Origin of the sequence: Rhodococcus sp. IEGM 1305, from assembly GCF_030058635.1 — a bacterium.
In the GTDB taxonomy this organism is placed as follows: domain Bacteria; phylum Actinomycetota; class Actinomycetes; order Mycobacteriales; family Mycobacteriaceae; genus Rhodococcus_F; species Rhodococcus_F opacus_D.
Map to the genome: position 1 here is coordinate 13,435 of NZ_JASHKX010000014.1, position 17,844 is coordinate 31,278.

13 protein-coding genes are annotated in these 17,844 nt (G+C 68.6%); 7 read left to right on the forward strand and 6 right to left on the reverse strand.

Features of this window, described 5'->3' with window-relative positions; all coding sequences use genetic code 11:
* Positions 1 to 10: 10 nt before the first annotated feature.
* A complete protein-coding gene (locus tag QM693_RS20105; protein ID WP_283333946.1) occupies positions 11 to 1,546 on the reverse strand; it encodes a bifunctional 3'-5' exonuclease/DNA polymerase in 1,536 nt (511 codons plus the stop codon).
* Between the two features lie 122 nt (positions 1,547 to 1,668).
* On the opposite strand from QM693_RS20105, the gene QM693_RS20110 reads away from it, so the two are divergent.
* Positions 1,669 to 1,878, forward strand: a complete 210-nt coding sequence (locus tag QM693_RS20110) for a hypothetical protein (protein WP_054245510.1) — start codon at positions 1,669 to 1,671, stop codon at positions 1,876 to 1,878.
* 1 nt (position 1,879) lies between these two features.
* On the opposite strand, the gene QM693_RS20115 is transcribed toward QM693_RS20110, so the two are convergent.
* Together QM693_RS20115 and QM693_RS20120 are read right to left on the reverse strand one after the other, a co-directional pair.
* Positions 1,880 to 3,223: a YhgE/Pip domain-containing protein gene (locus QM693_RS20115; RefSeq protein ID WP_280780407.1), complete on the reverse strand. Its 1,344-nt coding sequence runs from the start codon at positions 3,221 to 3,223 to the stop codon at positions 1,880 to 1,882.
* Positions 3,224 to 3,298: 75 nt separating this feature from the next.
* The gene (locus tag QM693_RS20120; RefSeq protein ID WP_037205604.1) at positions 3,299 to 3,547 is read right to left on the reverse strand and encodes a phosphopantetheine-binding protein; all 249 of its coding nucleotides are present in this window, start codon (positions 3,545 to 3,547) and stop codon (positions 3,299 to 3,301) included.
* 146 nt (positions 3,548 to 3,693) lie between these two features.
* Between QM693_RS20120 and entS the strand changes: the two genes are divergently transcribed.
* Complete coding sequence (gene entS / locus QM693_RS20125; RefSeq protein WP_283353246.1) at positions 3,694 to 4,959, forward strand: enterobactin transporter EntS; 1,266 nt, start codon at positions 3,694 to 3,696, stop codon at positions 4,957 to 4,959.
* A gap of 16 nt (positions 4,960 to 4,975) precedes the next feature.
* Here entS and QM693_RS20130 read toward each other — a convergent pair whose 3' ends face one another.
* From QM693_RS20130 to QM693_RS20140, 3 genes are all read right to left on the reverse strand, one after another.
* A complete protein-coding gene (locus tag QM693_RS20130; RefSeq protein ID WP_283353247.1) occupies positions 4,976 to 6,040 on the reverse strand; it encodes an iron-siderophore ABC transporter substrate-binding protein in 1,065 nt (354 codons plus the stop codon).
* Entirely contained in the window at positions 6,037 to 13,113 is a 7,077-nt protein-coding gene (locus QM693_RS20135; RefSeq protein WP_283353248.1) for a non-ribosomal peptide synthetase, read from the reverse strand. Before QM693_RS20135 ends, QM693_RS20130 begins: the two co-directional genes overlap by 4 nt.
* A 171-nt stretch (positions 13,114 to 13,284) precedes the next feature.
* The gene (locus QM693_RS20140; RefSeq protein WP_283353249.1) at positions 13,285 to 13,932 is read right to left on the reverse strand and encodes an isochorismatase family protein; all 648 of its coding nucleotides are present in this window, start codon (positions 13,930 to 13,932) and stop codon (positions 13,285 to 13,287) included.
* Between the two features lie 223 nt (positions 13,933 to 14,155).
* On the opposite strand from QM693_RS20140, the gene QM693_RS20145 reads away from it, so the two are divergent.
* From QM693_RS20145 to QM693_RS20165, 5 genes are read left to right on the forward strand one after another with little or no spacing between them, the layout of a single operon-like run.
* Complete coding sequence (locus QM693_RS20145; protein ID WP_280780402.1) at positions 14,156 to 14,752, forward strand: DUF4178 domain-containing protein; 597 nt, start codon at positions 14,156 to 14,158, stop codon at positions 14,750 to 14,752.
* Positions 14,749 to 15,252 (forward strand): DUF2617 family protein, encoded by a 504-nt coding sequence (locus QM693_RS20150; protein WP_105423342.1) that lies wholly within the window; start codon positions 14,749 to 14,751, stop codon positions 15,250 to 15,252. The genes QM693_RS20145 and QM693_RS20150 overlap by 4 nt, the downstream gene beginning before the upstream one ends.
* On the forward strand, positions 15,240 to 15,662 hold the full coding sequence (locus QM693_RS20155; RefSeq protein WP_283353250.1) for a DUF4247 domain-containing protein: 423 nt from the start codon (positions 15,240 to 15,242) through the stop codon (positions 15,660 to 15,662). Before QM693_RS20150 ends, QM693_RS20155 begins: the two co-directional genes overlap by 13 nt.
* A 28-nt stretch (positions 15,663 to 15,690) precedes the next feature.
* The gene (locus QM693_RS20160; RefSeq protein ID WP_283353251.1) at positions 15,691 to 16,161 is read left to right on the forward strand and encodes a DUF350 domain-containing protein; all 471 of its coding nucleotides are present in this window, start codon (positions 15,691 to 15,693) and stop codon (positions 16,159 to 16,161) included.
* Between the two features lie 4 nt (positions 16,162 to 16,165).
* Positions 16,166 to 17,737 carry a polyamine aminopropyltransferase gene (locus QM693_RS20165; RefSeq protein ID WP_283353252.1) on the forward strand — a complete coding sequence of 524 codons (1,572 nt, stop codon included), beginning with the start codon at positions 16,166 to 16,168 and terminating at the stop codon, positions 17,735 to 17,737.
* Positions 17,738 to 17,844: the final 107 nt, after the last annotated feature.

Here is a 17,844-nt window from a genome sequence, read left to right on the forward strand (position 1 = left end):
TCCGCGCGGGTCAGGCCTCGTCGGAGGTTTCGGCGTAGCAGTCCCGCACCGCCACATCCATCGGGAACCGCACCCGCGTCTCGCCGAACAGCAACCGGGTGGCTACCTCGACTGCGCCCAGAACGTGCCGCGTCGCCGAGTCGGGGTCCCGGGTATGCACCATCACCTCGTCGTGCTGGAAGAAGACGAGTTCGCTGTCCGGGTCGTCGGCCAGCCGGCGCCGCAGGTCCGCGAGCACGCACAGTGCCCACTCGGCTGCCGTGGCCTGTACCACGAAGTTTCGGGTGAACCGGCCGCGTGACCGGGCGTCGCCGTGCGACCAGAAATCGGGCGACGGGGGTGGGCACGCCCGGCCGAGCCACGAGTGCACGACCTCGCCGCGTTCACCGGCACGGGCCGCCCTTTCCACATATTCGACGGCGACGGGAAAGCGGGTGCGCAGCAGGGTGAGCAGCGAACGGGCCTCGCCCGCGGTGGCGCCGTACAGAACACCGAGGATCGCGACCTTGGCCTTGCCGCGGTCGCCGTCGAACGTCTCCGCCGCGACCGGTGCATACAGGTCGTCGGCGCCCGCCGCGGCGACCATGCGGGCGTCACCCGACATGGCGGCCAGGATGCGGGGTTCGAGTTGGCCGGCGTCGGCGATGACGAACGTATGACCCGGGTCGGCGATCACGCTCGACCGCAGCGGTTTCGGAATCTGCAGTGCGCCGCCGCCCCGGCTCGCCCAGCGGCCGGACACCACGCCGCCGGGAACGTAGACGGGCCGGAACCGGTCGTCGTGGACCCAACTGTCCAGCCACTGCCAGCCGTTCGTGCTGAACAGCTTGGACAGATCGCGGTGGCGCAGCAGCAGCGGCACGGCGGGATGATCGACCTCGCGGAGCAGGTGTTTGCGGGTCGACGCGAGTTCGATGCCCTCACGGCGAAACGCGTCGACCACCTCGACGTGGGACGCCGGGTTGATGCGACGGCCGAACGCCGACCCGATCTCCACGGTCACGTCCTGGATGCGCTGAGGCAGGTCGTACCCGGCAGGCCGCGGCCCGAGCGCCGCCTCGAGGAAGGCGCGATGGGTACGGGTGGAGAACGGCAGGCCGTCGACACTCATCTCCGCGGCGGCCAGCGCGCCCGCGGACTCGGCCGCCACCAGCAGGTCGAGCCGTGCATCGTCACCGATCGTCTTCCGCTGTTCCGCGAAGTCCGCCACCACTTGCGCCGGATCCGTGGTGGGTGCGGTCTCGAACAGTCCGGGGCGTTCGTCGACGGGTTCGTCCGGCGGCGGCGCGGGAACACCGTCGCGCATGCTGAGGATGGCGTGGGTGAGCGCGAGGTCCTGGCAGCGCTGCACCCGCACCCCCGCCTTCAGCAGCGCCGGATAGACGGCCGCGGTACTCGTCCAGACCCAGCGGGGGTGTTCGGTCGCCTCGATGTCGCGGACCGCGGCCACGGCGTCGGAGTGTCGACGTGGGGACTCGACCGGAACGCCCGTGGGATCGGTGCGAACGGTCGTCGCGCCACCGTCGGCATCGGGAACCAGGACCATTCTCACGGGCCCAGTCTGCTCTGCGTCACCGACAGTCGATAATCCGCCGCCGGGCGAGGGCAAATCCGCAGGTCGGCACTACACTGAACGCAGACGCTTCTCGCCGGAAGGAGGGGCATCCGATGGCAACCATCGAAGAGTTCGAGCAGACGGTGACCGACAAGGTGATCGCCGGACTGCACGACAAGTTCGCCGACTACGAGCGCCGCGGAGTCGGACTCGCCGAACTCGGCGACCCCGATCGGTTCGTCGAACGGATCCTGGCGGCAGTGCCCGCCCCGCATCCCTGGTACGAACAGTTCGGCGCGGCCTGGTCGTCCGCGCCCGCGTGACTCACGCCCCGGCTGCGTCCACCGGTTCGGGTTCGGTCTGCGCCTTGTGGCGGCGATGCAAGCCCTTGCGGTCGTAGAACCGGGTGATGACGGCACCGAAGACGAGGCCGATGAGGAGGCCGGCCAGGGTCATCCACACGGCGTGGATGAGCCCCGCGTCGCCCGCCGCGCCGAAGAACATGATGGCGCGCACCCCGATGTAGATCTGGTGCATCGGTTCGAACTCACCGAGCCAGGTGTACAGGCGCGGCGCCGCCTCGAGCGGGATCGTGCCGCCCGACGAAGGCAGCGCCAGGACGACGAACACCAGCAGGTTGATGAGCAGGCCCAGGTTGCCGAACGCGGCCATCACGGACATCGCCGTGATCCCGACCGCGGCGATCGCGAAGGCGCCGTATTCCCACAGGGCGAGCGGGTCGGTGATCGGCAGGCCGAGGGCGGAGCTGATCCACAGGTACAGACCCGACACGATCATCGCCAGCACAACCATCACCGCCCACTTGATGAGCAGGGTGTTGAACCGTGAGATCGGGACCGCCTCGTTGTGGAGGTACAGCGGCCCCACCTCGGTCGGAGTGAACCCGAGCATGCCGTCGATGAGGGTGCTCGCGATGGTCGCACCGGTGAAACCGGCCAGGACGATCAGGAGCGCGTAGTAGAACGCCGCCAAGCCGAAACCGGTGCCGTCGGGCAGCGGGTTGTGGGCCACGACCCGCACGTCGATGGGGTCGTCGAGGACGAGCCGGCTGGCGCCCGACAGCTGGAGGTCGGGGGCTGTCGCCTGGAGTTGCTGCGTCACCTGGGTGGTGAGCTGCTCGCCCATCGTCTGATTGGCCTTGTCCAACGCCATCTCCCCGATGTTCTGGACGAGGTTCGCGCTGATCGTGCCCGCGCGGGGGTTCGTGTAGATCGTGATCACCGGACGTTCGACGTCTCCGGGAATCACGCCGGCCTGGGCGAGGATGAAGGTGCGCTTCGTGAAGTCGCTCGGTATGACGATCGCACCGTAGATTTCCCCGTTGTCCAGTGCGGACTGGGCCTGCGCGATCCCGATCTGCCGAAGTTCGACCTTGTTCGGATCGACACCCTCGACGAGCCCGGCGGTGATCTGGTCGCCGAAATTCTGCTGCTGCGGCGGGTTGGAATTGGGCGTGGTGTCGCCCTCGTCCTGATTGACGAGCGCGATGGGGAAGTGGTTGAGGTGTGTGGTGGGGTTGAGCATCCCACCCATGTACAGCGCGGCCAGCAGGGACATGACGACGGAGACGAGGAGCAGGGGAGCGATCCAGAACCGTGGTGTCCGGAGCACGCTCATCCTGCCTGCACCGCTGGTTTCGTGAGCCATGTCCCCTCGCATCCTCCCGTGTCCGGGCCGACCCTGGGATCGACCAGCCGGATCAAGAGTAGGTGGTGGGACCGCTCAGCGTGCTGCCGTCACCTCGAACCAGGCGTCGAGTGTCGGCTCGCCGACGAGGTCCACGAGATCCACCTGCACACCGTCCGCCCGCCATCGTTCGACCAGCGCCATCACGCGCACGGAGTCCATCCCCTCGTCGAGGAGGTTCGCGGAATCGTCGATCTCGGCGACCGGGACGTCGAGCACGTCGGCTACGTCGGCGCGGATTCGGTCGCGGGTCGGAACTGTGCTGGGAGCGGAACTCACTATCATCCTCCGGTGCGTCGGTCGAACCACGGCCCGTTGAGCCGGTTCGACGACATGGGGTAGGTTGCTGGGTTAGTGAAGCCTAAGCATAGTTGCTCTCCGCGCGAACGGCGAAACGGAGAGCTGTTGCAACCGAATGTGAATGGATGACAATGGCTGGATTATCGCGATACGCAATCGACTTGACGCCTCTACGGACGAGTCGCGAGTTCCGATACATCTTCATTGCCCGCACGATCTCCATCTTCGGTCTGGGTCTGCTGCTGGTGGCGGTGCCGCTGCAGGTGTACGACATGACGAATTCCACACTGGCAGTGGGCGCGGCGAGCATCGTCGTGGGCTCCTCGGTGTTCATCGGCACCCTGTTCGGCGGCGTGATCGCCGACAGGTACGACCGCAGGCCGGTCATCTCCCTCGCCCGTGCCGCAGCGGGCCTGGCCTTCGCGATCCTCGCGGTCAACGCGTTCCTCCCCACACCCCAGTTGTGGATCATCTACCTGTGTGGCGTGATCGAGGGCCTTGCCGGTGGCATCTCCGCGACCGCGCTGATGGCGGTGATCCCGTCGCTGCTCCCCAAGGACAAGATGGCCGCCGCCGGTGCCCTGATGACCGTGATGGCCGACCTCGGCACGGTCGCGTCGCCTGCCATCGGCGGTGTGATCATCGCGGCGACATCCGTGGGCACCAACTACGTTCTGGCCGCGGTGTCCTCGGGAATCACCGCGTACTGCATCGCCAGGCTGCCCTCGCTGCCGCCGCCGGTCAAGAACACCGAGAGTCCGTTGCGGTCGATCGCCAGCGGCTTCACCTATGCCGCCAAGGACTCCGTGGTCGGCGGTACGCTGCTGGTCGGGTTCTGCGCCATGATGCTGACCGGCTGGAACGTGCTGCTGCCCGCCTACGCGAGCCAGGTTCTCCATGCCGGACCGGCGGCCACCGGACTGCTCTACAGCGCCCCCGCCGTCGGCGCCCTTACCGGATCACTCACGAGTGGCTGGACGGGAACTGCTCGTCGCGGTGGCCTGATCGTGTTCCTCGCGGCCGTGATCGCATCGGCCGGGCTGATCGGCGCCGGCGCCGTCCCGATGATCGCGGTCACGTTCCTCGGGCTCGCCGCACACGGATTCGGCCGCGTCCTCGGTGACATCCTCCGGTACGCGGTCATCCAGACCGAGACGCCCGAGGAATACCGCGGACGCGTCGCCGGTGTGTGGGGCGCCCAGATCTCCACGGGCTCGGCTGCCGGAGCGCTCGTCGCCGGCGCCGTCGGCGCCGCGGTGGGTCCGCGTGAGGCGTTCCTCCTCTACGGGGCGGGCGGCATCGTGGTGCTTGCGGTTCTCGCACTGACCTTGAAGGGGTTGCGCACGTACAGCAGTGCCGCTGCCGAGGAGGACGACCTCTCGGCAGCGGCACAGTGACGCGTTCAGGTGGGAACTAGCTGGCCTGAGCGTTGTTCGCGGCCTGCGACAGCTGCGGGAGCAGCTTGTCCAGCAGCCACGGCATGCTGAGCACGTTCGGCGAGCTCGACGCGAACACCAGCGGCGGATCGGTCAGACCCACGTAGGAGTTGTCGCGCACGGCCTTCATCCCGGCGAACAGCGGGTTCGACTGGACCTCGTTCTGCAGCTCGGGCGACAGGTACCACGCGAGCAGCACGTCCGGGTTGTACGTCGGCAGCAGTTCCAGGCTGACGGGAGCCGCGAACTTGGTCTGGTCACTGCTCTCGCGCAACTGCTGGGCGAGCGGGTCGACCGTGAAACCGAGGCTGGCCAGCATCTTCAGGCGAGGATCGGTGTCGAAGTAGAAGTTGTACGATCCCGGCTCGGTGCCGCTCCCGAATGCCACCGTCTTCCCGGCGAACTCGGGGTGCTGCGACTTCGCCTGCGCGAGGGTGTCCTGAGTCCGGGTCACCAGTGTCTCGGCCTGTGCCGACCGGCCGAGGGCCTTGCCGACGGTGGTGATCTGGTCTTCCCAGCTGGTGGTCCAGCGACGCTCCGGGTACGCCACGGTGGGGGCGATGGCCGACAGCTTGTCGTACTGCTCCTGGTTCACGCCCGAGTGCACGGCCAGGATCACGTCGGGGGCGAGTGCTGCGATCTGCTCGTACGGCATCTCCTTGCTCGACGCCGTCAGCAACGTGGGTTCCGCGTTCGGGTCGAGCTCTTCGAGCTTCGCCCGCGACCACGGCAGCAGGCCGTCGTCGGTTCCCGTGTCCGACTTCATGTTCTGCACGGCGACGGGCACGACGCCGAGCGACAGTGCCGCGTCCTCGCTGCCCCAGCCGATCGTGACGACGCGTTCCGGTGCCTCCGTGATCTCGGCGGTACCGAGCGCCGACGGAATCGACACGGGGAAGGCCGACGCGTCGGCCTGTCCGGTGGCGGATCCCGCCGCGTCGGTCGAGTCGGAAGTCGACTCGCTGCAGGCACCCGCGAACAGCGCGGTTGCCGCCATCATCACGATTCCGGCTCTACGCCAGTATCTTCCGGACGTTTTCATCGATCTCCCTGTTCTGTGTTGGTGGGGTTCATGTGCGAGCCGAACGAGGCGAGGGCCTCGTTCACGACGGAGCCGACTTCGCCGATCCAGCGGGGCTGGGTCATGTCCTTGTGCTCGCAGTCGAGGTCGTGGTTGACGATGGTGCCGGTCAGGTAGGGCCGCCACAAGTCGTACGTCGCCGCGGTCGCAGGATTCCTGGCCGCAGTGAAGAAGAGCATGTCGGAGTCCACGACGATCTGTGAGGGTTCGGATTCGAGGCGCACGGCGTTCGCGAAGTTGTCGATCATCGCGGCCGGTGTGTGCTCGTTGATCCCGGCGAGCGCACTGCCCTCGCCGCGCAGGATGTCGATCACCTGCTGCCGGTCGAGTCCGTCCTCCAGGAGCGGTTCCGGGTCGTAGCCGACCATGTAGAGCAGCGCGGCGAGCGCGTCCTGCTCCGTCGGCATCGAGGCCCACGCGTCCGACGGGAAGGAGTCGAGCATGACGAGCATGCCGAGTTCCTCACCCTGGTTCTGCAGTGCACCGGCGATGGCGTGCGCGACGACGCCGCCCAGCGACCATCCGAGGAGGTGGTAGGGGCCCTTCGGCTGCACGGTCCGCATGTGCTCGATGTATTCGGCGGCCATGTCCTCGAGCGTTTCCGGCGGCCGCTTGGACGTCGACAGGTTGGAGGCCTGCACGCCGTACAGCGGGTAGTCGTCGTCGATGTGCCGCAACAGGCCCGAGTAACCCCAGCTGATTCCGCCGGCGGGGTGGAAGCAGAACACCGGTGGCTTGGACCCCTCGGTGCGGAACGGCAGGAGGACGGCCAGCGCGTCGGCGTCGTGATCGTCGTCGAGACGGCCCGCCAGCTGGGCCACGGTCGGCGCCGCGAACAGCGAGGCCACCGTCGCGGTCACGGACAGCCGCTTCGAGATCGCACTCATCAATCCGGCCGCCATCAGCGAGTGGCCGCCGAGGTCGAAGAAGCTGTCGTCGATGCCGACCCGCTCGATACCGAGAGCCTCGGCGAACAACTGGCACAGCACCTCTTCGCGCGCCGTGCGCGGACCCCGCTCGGACACCTGCAGTGACAGGTGCGGAACGGGAAGCGACGACTGGTCGAGCTTGCCGTTGGGGAGGGTGGGGAACTCGTCGACGGCGATGAACGCGGCCGGGATCATGTAGTCCGGCAGCCTGCTGGCGGCGCGGCGGTGCAACTGGTCGGGGTCGATCCGGCGGCCCGGCACCGACGTGGCGTACGCGACGAGCCGCTGATCGCCCGGGCGGTCCTCGCGGACCACGACGACGATGTGCTCGACGTCCGGGTCACCGGACAGCACGGCCTCGATCTCGTTGAGTTCGATGCGGAATCCGCGCACCTTGACCTGCGAGTCGGCGCGGCCGGTGAAGTAGATCTGACCGTCCCTGCCCCACCACACCACATCCGACGTCCGATACATGCGCCTGCCCGGCTCCGCGAACGGGTCGGCGATGAAACGTTCCGCCGTCTTGGGGCTCTGATTGCGGTATCCCCGGGTGACGCTGTCGCCCGCGAGATACAGCTCGCCGGACACGCCCGGAGGCACCGGCCGCAGCGCGTGGTCCAGGACGTACGCGTGCTTGCCGGGATCGACGACGCCGATGGGGACCGGACCTTCGTGTCCCGGTTCGACGAGGGCCAGGGTGGCGTTGACCGTGCACTCGGTGGGTCCGTACGCGTTGAACAACCGGCGTCCGGGTGCGTACCGCTCGATCAGCTGGGGTGTGAGCTTCTCGGCGCCGAGCATCAGGTCGACGCCGTCCGGGATGGGATGCTCCGGCGGGAACGCGGCGGCGAAAGACGGTGGTACGCCGACGAAGTTCACGTCGTGTTCGTTGATGACGCGGGCGAGCGGCTCACCGGGGATGCGGTCGGCGTCCGTCGCGACCACCAGCGTTCCGCCCGAGAGCACACCCCACATGATCTGCCAGAACGCGAGGTCGAAGCTGATGGACGAGAAGTGGAGCGCCCGAGTGGTGTGGTCCATGCCGATCACGTCCGACTGCAGCGACAGCAGATCCGCGATGCCCAGGTGGGGGACGACGACGCCCTTCGGCACCCCCGTCGATCCGGACGTGTAGATGAGATACGCGGCGTCGTTGAGTTGCAGTGGCCTGCTCCGCTCGGCGTCCGTGGGGGCGGTGACCGGCTGGGTGTCGATCAGGGCCTGCAGGTCCGGATCGTCCAGGTCGAGAATGGGCACGTCGGTGCCCAGCGGGGTGCGGTCGGGCACGCCGACGGAGGACGTGAGGATCGCGACCGGTGCGCCGTCGGCGAGCATGTGCGCGATCCGGTCGGCCGGGTACGTGGGGTCGACGGGAAGGTACGCGGCACCGCTCTTCAGCACGGCGAGAACACTGATGATCAGCTCGGCGGAGCGGTCGAGTGCGAGCGCGACCACGTCACCGGGGCCGGCGCCACGCGAGATCAGCAGATGGGCAATCCGGTTCGCCCGTTCGTCGAGCTGCCGGTAGGTGAGGGAGACCGCGGGCCGCACGCTCGCACCGACGGCGAGGGCCTCGGCGTCGGGTGTCTGCGCCACCTGCGCCGAGAAGTACTCGTCGAACGTGCGGGCCGGGATGGAGTGCTCCGTGTGGGACCATTCGCCGAGCACCCGGCCCCGCTCCCGCGGGGTCAGGATGTCGAGCTGGGCGATCCGCTGCTCGTGGTTGTCGACGAGCCGCTCGATCACCACGGCGAGGCGGTCCGCGAAGGATTCGACGGTCGCGGCATCGAAGAGTTCGGTGGAGTACTCGAACGTCACGTCGACCCCGCCGCTGTCCGGACGTTCCTGGAAGCGCAGCGCCAGATCGAATTTCGCGGACGTCGCGTCGAGCATCCGCACCGAGGCGGTGGTCCCGGCGAATCGCTCCGCCGCACCGTCCTGCTTCCAGTGCGACAGCATGACCTGGAACAGGGGATGGCGGGCCGACGACCGTGGGGGATTGACGAGTTCCACGATCCGGTTGAACGGCACGTCGGCGTGGTCGACGGCGTCGAGGTCGACGGCCCTGACCCGGTCCAGCAGTTCGTCGAACGTCGGGTCGCCCGACACGTCGGTCCGCAGGACCACCGTGTTGATGAAGCAGCCCACCATGTCGTCGAGGTCGGGGTGACTGCGACCGGCGACGGGCACGCCGAGGGCGATGTCCTCGCCGGCGCCCAGCCTTTCGAGCAGCACGGCCACGGCGGCGTGGACGATCATGAAGAAGCTCGCGCGGCGCTCGGCGGCGAGCGACTCGACGGCCGCGTGCAGCGACGGCGACAACGTGCGGTGGACGCTCGCGCCGCGGTTGGTGGGCAGGGCGGGTCGGGGGCGGTCGGTGCGCCAGCCCAGTTCGAGCGGCAGACCGGCGAGTTGCTCACGCCAGTAGTCGAGTTGGCCGGTCAGCAGCGGGGTCGCGTCGTCGCCGGCGCCTATGCGTTCGCGTTGCCACACGGCGACGTCCGGGTACTGCAACGGCAGCGGCGTGAACTCCGGTGCCCGTCCGGCGCGGCGGGCGTTGTACGCGAAGGCGAGATCGCCCAGCAGTTTCGACTGCGACCACTCGTCGCCGATGATGTGGTGCATCAACAGGACCAGTGTGTGCTGCGGTTCGTACAGCACCGCGCGCAGCGGCGGCTGGTCGGTGAGCCCGAGACCCACCGTCGTCATCGCCGCGATATGTCCCTCGATGTTGCCGACGTTGTCGACTCGTTCGAGCCGAACCTTCGCATCTCCGGCGGGAAGCACGACCTGGTGGGGCACCGAGTCGACGAGGGGGAACACCGTCCGCAACGACTGATGCCGGGTCACGACGTCCGCGAGCGCCGCGGACAGGGCGTCGGGTTCGAGGCCTTCCCCGAAATCGACGGCCAGTGCCAGCAGGTACGTTCCACCGCCTGCGGCGCTGTCGAGGAACCACAGGCGTTCCTGCGCGGGTGACAACGGCACCGGCGTGCCCTCGGGGAGGTCCCGCGGGGACGGCCTGCTCGCCGGTACCTGCTCGCCGGCGTCCTCCAGTTGCGCGGCCACAGCGGCCACGGTGGGATTCTCGAAGACCGTGGCAACCCGCAGTGGCACACCCAGTTCCGCGGTGATTGCGGACACGAGAGCGGCGGCGAGGAGGGAGTTCCCGCCGAGTGCGAAGAAGTCGTCGTGGACACCGACCTGCTCGGCGCCGAGCACCGAGGTGAACAGGGGGAGGATCCGGGCTTCGGTGTCGGTCCGCGGTGTGTCGCCGGCCTGTCCGAGCCAACGGGGGGCGGGCAGCGCGTCCTTGTCGACCTTGCCGTTGTGGGTCAACGGCAAGCGGTCGAGCATCACCAGTGCGGACGGCGTCATGTACCCGGGGAGGGAGCGGACCAGGTGCGCCCGCACCTGCTCCTCGACGGCGTCGTGCTCGCCGCCCGGCCGGGGAACGACGTATCCGACGATGCGCTGGTCGCCGCCGGCCTGCTCGTGCACCGTGGCCACCGCCGCCTGCACGTCGGGCACCGCGGTCATCGCGGCGCCGATCTCGCCGAGTTCGACACGATAACCGCGCAATTGGATCTGGTCGTCGATCCGGCCGTGGTAGTGGAGCGCGCCGGTCGCGTCGTACCGTGCGAGGTCGCCGGTGCGGTACATCCGCGTCCCGCCGGGCGCGAACGGGTCGGCGACGAACCGTCCCGACGTCAGGCCGGGACGTCCGACGTAGCCAGGGGACAGTCCGGGACCGGACACGTAGATCTCGCCGGTCACGCCGGGCGGCACCGGACGCAGCCCCGGCCCGAGTACGTACGTGCGGAGGTCGCCGAGCGGAACCCCGATGTCCACCACGTCGGCGGCGGTGACCTTCGTGGCGGTGACGTGCACGGTGGTCTCGGTGATCCCGTACATGTTGACCAGTTCGGTTCCCGCATCCGGACCGGTCGCGGCGAACCAGGCGCGCAGGACGGCGGGGTCGAGAGCCTCACCGCCGAACACGACGTACCGCAGTCGCAGCCGGTCGAACGAGTCCGCGCGGACGAGGGCGTCGACGAGATGCCCGAACGCGGACGGCGTCTGGTTCAGCACCGTGACACCCTCGTCGACGAGGAGCGCGGCGAGGTCGGCCGGTGACGTGAGGGTGGCCTCGTCGACTGTGACGAGGCGGCCGCCGTGCAGCAGCGCACCCCAGATCTCCCAGACGGAGAAGTCGAACGCGTACGAGTGCAGCAGGGGCCAGCAGTCGTCCTCGGTGAACGTGAACCATTCGCGGGACACGTCGAACAGCCGCATCACGTTACGGTGCGGAATCGGAACGCCCTTGGGGACACCGGTGGATCCGGACGTGTAGATGATGTACGCGATGTCGTCCGCCTGCACGGCGTTCTCGAGTTCGCCGGACTCGGACTGTGCCGAGTCCTCCTCGACTCGCGGGAGGTCGCCGAGCAGGTCGGCGGATCCGATTCCCAGCGACGGCTGCGCGTCCCGCAGGATGAACCGCGCGCGTTCGGCCGGGGAGGACGGATCGATCGGCAGGTAGGTCGCGCCGCTGCGGAGAATCGCGAGGACGGCGACGATCAGATCGGTGCCGCGAGGGAGGCTGACGGCCACGACCGTGCCGCGGCCGGCGCCGGCCGTCCTCAGTTGCCGGGCCAGGGCGGCGCTGCGACTCGAGAGTTCCCGGTACGACAGATCGTTCACCGCGACGCGGTCCGGGTGGGTGCGCGCCTGGGCGAGGAAGGCGGAGACGATGCTGTCCGGAAGCGCCGCTGCCGTGCCGGTGGTCCGGTCGAGGCCGGCCGCCGACCGCCACAGGTCCAGTTCGTCCGGAGCGCAGACGTCGACCACGGAGACGGGTTCTGCTGCCACGGAGATGGTTCGGAGGTAGTGCGCGAATCGGTGTGCGTGGTCCCGGATCTCGTCGTCCGTGTAGACCTCGGGATTTCCGGCCCATTCGAGGGTGAGCTCGTCCCCGGCGCCCGAGACGGAGATGACCACGTCCTCCACCGGACCGGCGGCGAGCTGATGCACCGTGCCGACGGTGGGACCGAAAGCGATTCTGGCGGCGAACGGTTTGACGTTCACCACCGCTCCGCCGGTGGCGCGGCTGCCTGCGTCCCGGACGCGCTGGAACGGACGCGTCTCGGACAGTGCGGCGGCCACTCTGCCGATCACGTCGGCGAACGTCGGTCGTCCGTCGAGCGGAATGCGGAGCGGCACAATGTTCGTGGCCGTCACTGGCGACGTCAGCTCGATCCCGTTGCGGGCGAGCACCGGCACCCGGAGCGTCACCTCCTCCGCTCCCGTGTGGGCGCCGAGGTAGGCGGCCGCGGCCGCATAGACCGCTTCCGCCCACGTGGTCGCCTGCGCGGTGGCCGCCTCGCGCAGGCTTCCCGCGACGTCGGGGTCGATCGGGATCGTGTACCGATGGGGATCGGGGACGGGCCTGCGCACGGTGTCGCTGAATCCGACCGGACGCGAGGCCGACTGCGGCGCGCTGTCCGGGGCCGCGGCATCGAATTCCTGTGCCGCCTGGACGTGCGCCCGCAGCGGCGGGAACTTGGCCGGCCGGGGTGCGGTGCCCGCGAGCCGGGCCGCGTACAGCGCCGCGACGCGGCGGGTGAGCAGCGAATACCCGTAGGCGTCGAGCAACGCGTGCGGGGCGCGGAGGTACCAGAGCACACCGGAGTCGGTCGTGATCAGTGCCGTCCGCACGAGGGGAGCGGAGTCGAGGTCGAGCGGTCGGCGCACGTCCTCGCGCATCCACTCGAGGGCAGCGGCCCGGTCGCGTTGGAGACGTTCGAGTTCGGGGGTGTTGCGACGGTCGTGCACCTGGACGACGTCGGCCGAATCGGCACCGGGTTCGGCCCCGAAGCGGACCGAGAGCACCTCGGCCTCCTCGATCACCGTGCGTACCGCCGCGGCGAGAGCGTCGATGTCGACGGGGGCGGCGACCTCCACGTACTCGGCCGTGGTGAATGCCGATCGGGTCGGGTCGAGATGGTGCCCGGCCCACAGCTCGCGCTGGGCGGCGGTCAAGCAGACGTCGGCCGTGTCCTCCCCGGTCTGCGGGGTGGACGGCGACGATATCGAAAGGGACATCTAACAGGCACTCCTGATGCTTTCGGCTTTCGGGCGTGGGGATTCCGGGCTTTCAGCTACTCAGCGTGTCAGGTTAGCCTAACCACATTGATTGTGGTCATCCGACTGCCGAGCACACCCGGCGCAGCTTCGGAACGAAGCGCTGCGCCGGAGTGTGGGCTTCGGGTCGACTCAGCCGACTTCGAGCGGGGACAGCGCGGAGACCAGCGCATCCGTGGAGGTCACCGAACCGCAGCGCTTCGCCGCATAGGTGAGCGCCATGAGGTGCTCGTCACGGCTGAAATCCGCGGTCGCGTCGGAGACCAGGAACGGCTGCACGTCCGACATGAACGCCTCGGCGGCACTCAGCATGCAGCCCATATGCGCGTAGACGCCCGTCACGATCAGCTGGTCGCGGCCGTGGTGGCCGAGCAACTGCCGGAGGTCGGTGCGCTGGAAGGCCGAGTACCGCCATTTGGTCACCTGGATGTCGCCCTCGCGGGGGGCGAGCGGCTTGACCACCTCGGTGTCCCGACCCGACGTCAATCCCGGGCCCCAGAAGTCGGCGAGGATGCCGCGACGCGACGGGTGCTGGTCGCCCGGCTGCATCGTGTAGATCACGGGAATCCCGGCTTCCGAGCACAGTTCGCGGATCCGGACCATGTTCGCCATCGCAGTAGACATCGGCTCGGACCGCACGTCGTACGCGTCGATGAAGTAGTTCTGCATGTCGTGGACCAGCAGTGCGGAACGCCGAGGGTCGAGGCGCCAGGACACCTTCGATTCGGGGACCTCGTGGATCTCCGGGATCGTGTAGGTCGAAATGGGCGGGATGGCCATATGGTTCCTCACTGTCGGTCTTGTCGACGTCTGGGCGTATGCCGCGCGAATCGCGGTGAACGACAGCGCTCCGCTCCACCGCTCGCGCGTTCGGTTAGGCTAGCCTTTGCTACCAGGCTCTGCAATCGCCAGGTGTGTGGGTGCGCGGCGCACAGTAAGGTGACTGAGCGGTGGGGGCCGGGCACTGGCCTCCCGTGCCGAAGCCGCTGACCAGGAGAGACTGTTGACCACGCTGCTGTTACTGCTGCTGATCGTCGTCGTGATCGTGGGCATCGTGCTGATCCTGCGGAATCGGACCGGGAAGAAGACCACTCCTGCTGCCAGGGTCGATCCGCTCGCCGACTACCCGGAGGTCTACGACCCGTACAAGATCGGAGTCGGCGACATCATCACGTACGCCGGAATCGATCACGTCGTGCGCGGCACCATCACCCTCGACGAAGAGGGATACATCTGGCACGAACACCTCCTCGACGGGTCCACCGGTCAGCGATGGCTGACCGTCGAGAACGACGAGGGCAACCTCGACATGACGCTGTGGATGCGCCGCGAGGGGACGGGGCTCGAACCGAACGGTGACGTGATCCTCGACGACAGGGTGCACCGGCAGATCGAGCGCGGCACCGCCTCGTTCACCGCGGAAGGCACCACCGGAACCGCACCCCAGGGCATCGTCGACTACGCCGACTACGAGACGGCCGACAAGACCGGCCTGCTGTCCTTCGAGCGCTGGGCGCGGACGCAGTCGTGGGAGGTCTCCACGGGCCGCGCCGTCACGCGGGGTGAACTCACCGTGATCCACTCCGGTCCGCCGCAGTGACACTGCACGTCCTCGACATCGAGTCGCGTGATGTGACGGCAGAGGCACTCGGTCTCGTCGTTAATGCCGAAACACCGCTTCCGCTGGCCGAACTCACCATCACGCACGGTGACGACCGAGTGACGCTCGCGGTTCTCGGGGCGTCGCACGCGGTGACGGCGTCCGCGGCGGGCAGCCGAATCACCGAACAGGTCTCGTGCGACGCGGTCCAGGCAGGCGGCAGGCCGCTGCCCGTATCCGACAGCGCGAGCGGGTACCGGTTCGACTCGACCACCGACACCGTCGACCGCACCCACCTCGAGCAGACCGCCGACTGGCTGCGGCGCCAGGCCACCGAGGTGGACGGGTGGATCTGCGGGGCGTTCCCCGGTGACCACACCGCGCTGACCGCGCTCACGGCGGCCAAAGATTCGGGCGGATGGGTCTGGCAGACCTGGCATCTGTACCCAGGAGACAAGGGCGGGGTGATCGTGAAGACTCGAAGCAGGTGGCAGCCGTGAGCCGGTTCAGTGCGCGCGTGCGACTCGTCCCGATGCTGCTCCTGGTGTTGGCCGCGACCGCGTGCGGCGGCGGCGTCCGCGACTACATCGCCGACACCTACGCCCTGCAGAACACCGCGGGCGACGCGAAGACGTACACGTCGAACGACCCCGTGGGGACGACCGTGTCGAACATCGTCGCCGAAGAGGAGCCGGCGGCGCGGAAGGCGGACGGCGGCAGCGAATACCTGCGCTACGACGACGACATCGTCACGGTCAGCGCCGGGCCGGGTGGCGGCAGCCTCGTCCGCGTCGAAGACATCGACGGCCGGTACCGGAGCGGCGGGTTCGCCTATCTGGGGCCCGGTTTCAACCCCGGTTCACCGGCAGGCGGCGCCAGCGGCAGCGGCGGATCCGGAAGCGCGAAATGACAGAGAACACTCGACTGGGGAGAAGCGCGTGAACACCACCTACACGGCGGCAGCAACGGAAATCGGCAGCGTCGACGTCGGACTGCTCGCCGTCGGCATGTTCGGCACCCTGGCGTATTTCGTCATCGGCATCGCCGTCCTCGGAGTCGGCTTCGCGGTCCTCGACCTGGCAACCCCCGGCAATCTCCGGCACCAGGTGTACGTCGACAAGAACCCCAACGCGGCAATCCTGCTGGCGTCGAACCATCTCGCCCTCGCCGTCGTCGTGGTCACGGCGATCCTCACCAGCTCCGACGGATTCGCGCAGGGACTCGCCGACTCCGCGGTCTACGGCCTCTTCGGTGTGCTGCTGCAGGTCATCGCGCTGCGCCTGATGAACCTGCTGTTACCGGGGCAACTCGTCGGTCTGGTCGGGAACCCGCAGATGTGCGGTGCCGCATGGGCGGTCGGTGCGAGCCTCTTCGCCATCGGCCTCGTGAACGCCGCCGCACTCACCTGATCTCGTGACGACCACCGCGGCAGAGCCGAATATCTCCACCACCCGCGCGCTCGGCGGGCGGGCCAGGGCGTTCCTGCTCGCCGCGGTGGCAGCCTGTGCGGCGTGCGGGCTGATCTACGAACTGGCACTGCTGACACTGTCGGTCAGTCTGACCGGCGGCGGGATCACCCAGACGTCGCTGATCGTTGCGGGTTTCGTGGCCGCACTCGGAGTGGGGGCCCTCGCCGCCAAGCCGCTGCTGTCCACCGCGGCCGCGTCGTTCGTGGTCGTCGAGATCGTCCTCGGCCTCGTCGGCGGGTTCAGCGCGGTGACGCTGTACGTGACGTTCACGTTCTTCGGTTCCAGCGCAATCGTTCTGGTGCTCGCCACCGCACTGATCGGTGTGCTGGTGGGCGCCGAGGTGCCGCTGCTGATGACGCTGCTGCAGTCGGGCCGCAGCGACACCGACGCCGAGAGCACCGGAAAAGTGCTGGCGAACCTCAACGCCGCCGACTACGCAGGCGCCCTGGTCGGTGGCCTGCTCTGGCCGTTCGTCCTGCTGCCGATCGCCGGGATGATCCGCGGCGCCGCCATCACCGGCATCATCAACCTCGTTGCCGCCGCGGTGGTGGCGCTGATCCTGCTGCGGTGGCAGCTGAGCCTGCGCACCCGGTTGCTCGCCGTCGTGGCAATGCTCGTCGCCGCCGCATGCATCGCGGTGCTGCTGGTGCGCGCCGACGGCATCGAGACCACGTCGCGGCAACGGCTCTACACCGACCCGGTGGTCGCCGCGGAAAGGTCGCAGTACCAGGAGATCGTGGTCACCGAGCGCGGGGGAGACGTGAGGCTCTTCCTCGACGGCGACCTCCAGTTCTCCAGCATCGACGAACATCGGTACACCGAATCGCTGGTGTACCCCGCGATGGCCGCCGACCCGAAACGGGTGCTGATCCTCGGCGGGGGCGACGGCCTCGCCGCCCGGGAGGTCCTGCGACTGCCCGGTGTCGAGGAGATCGTGCAGGTGGAACTCGACCCTGCGGTCGTCGAACTCGCGAACACCCGGCTGTCCGGGCTGAATCAGGGAGCACTGCAGGACCCGCGCGTGCACGTCGTCCTCGACGACGCGTTCCGGTGGCTACGCGACGCACCCGATTCGGGTTTCGACGCCGTCATCGTGGACCTCCCTGACCCGGACACCCCGGCGCTCGGCCGCCTGTATTCCACCGAGTTCTACGGTCTCGCCGCCGCCGCCCTGAATCCCGGCGGACTGATGGTGGTGCAGTCGGGAAGCCCCTATTCGACGCCGGACGCGTACTGGCGCACCACGTCGACGGTCGCGTCCGCGGGTCTGGCCGTCACGCCGTACCACGTGCTGGTGCCGAGTTTCGGGGACTGGGGTTACGTCCTCGCCCGGCGGGGACCCGAACCGCCGGCCCTGCGTCTACCCCGCGACGTCCCCGAACTGCGCTTCCTCGACGAGCCGACCCTCGCCGCGTCCGCGATCTTCCCGCGCGACCGTCCCCGCCGCGAACTCGAGCCCTCCACCCTCGACCGCCCGCGCATCGTCGACGACATGCGGAAGGGCTACGAGCGCTGACGCGCCCGTGAGTACTTATTAACCGCCGGGCGTTAATAAGTACTCACAGGCCGAAGGCATATAGTTCATAGATATACTAAAAGCGGAGGTGGCGGGCACTGGGCCCG

Excerpts from the sequence above, each read along its gene's own strand:
- QM693_RS20105 (WP_283333946.1), bottom strand. The coding sequence starts at position 1,546 with ATGGTCCTGGTTCCCGATGCCGACGGTGGCGCGACGACCGTTCGCACC.
- QM693_RS20110 (WP_054245510.1), top strand. The coding sequence starts at position 1,669 with ATGGCAACCATCGAAGAGTTCGAGCAGACGGTGACCGACAAGGTGATC.
- QM693_RS20115 (WP_280780407.1), bottom strand. The coding sequence starts at position 3,223 with ATGGCTCACGAAACCAGCGGTGCAGGCAGGATGAGCGTGCTCCGGACA.
- QM693_RS20120 (WP_037205604.1), bottom strand. The coding sequence starts at position 3,547 with ATGATAGTGAGTTCCGCTCCCAGCACAGTTCCGACCCGCGACCGAATC.
- entS (WP_283353246.1), top strand. The coding sequence starts at position 3,694 with ATGGCTGGATTATCGCGATACGCAATCGACTTGACGCCTCTACGGACG.
- QM693_RS20130 (WP_283353247.1), bottom strand. The coding sequence starts at position 6,040 with ATGAAAACGTCCGGAAGATACTGGCGTAGAGCCGGAATCGTGATGATG.
- QM693_RS20135 (WP_283353248.1), bottom strand. The coding sequence starts at position 13,113 with ATGTCCCTTTCGATATCGTCGCCGTCCACCCCGCAGACCGGGGAGGAC.
- QM693_RS20140 (WP_283353249.1), bottom strand. The coding sequence starts at position 13,932 with ATGGCCATCCCGCCCATTTCGACCTACACGATCCCGGAGATCCACGAG.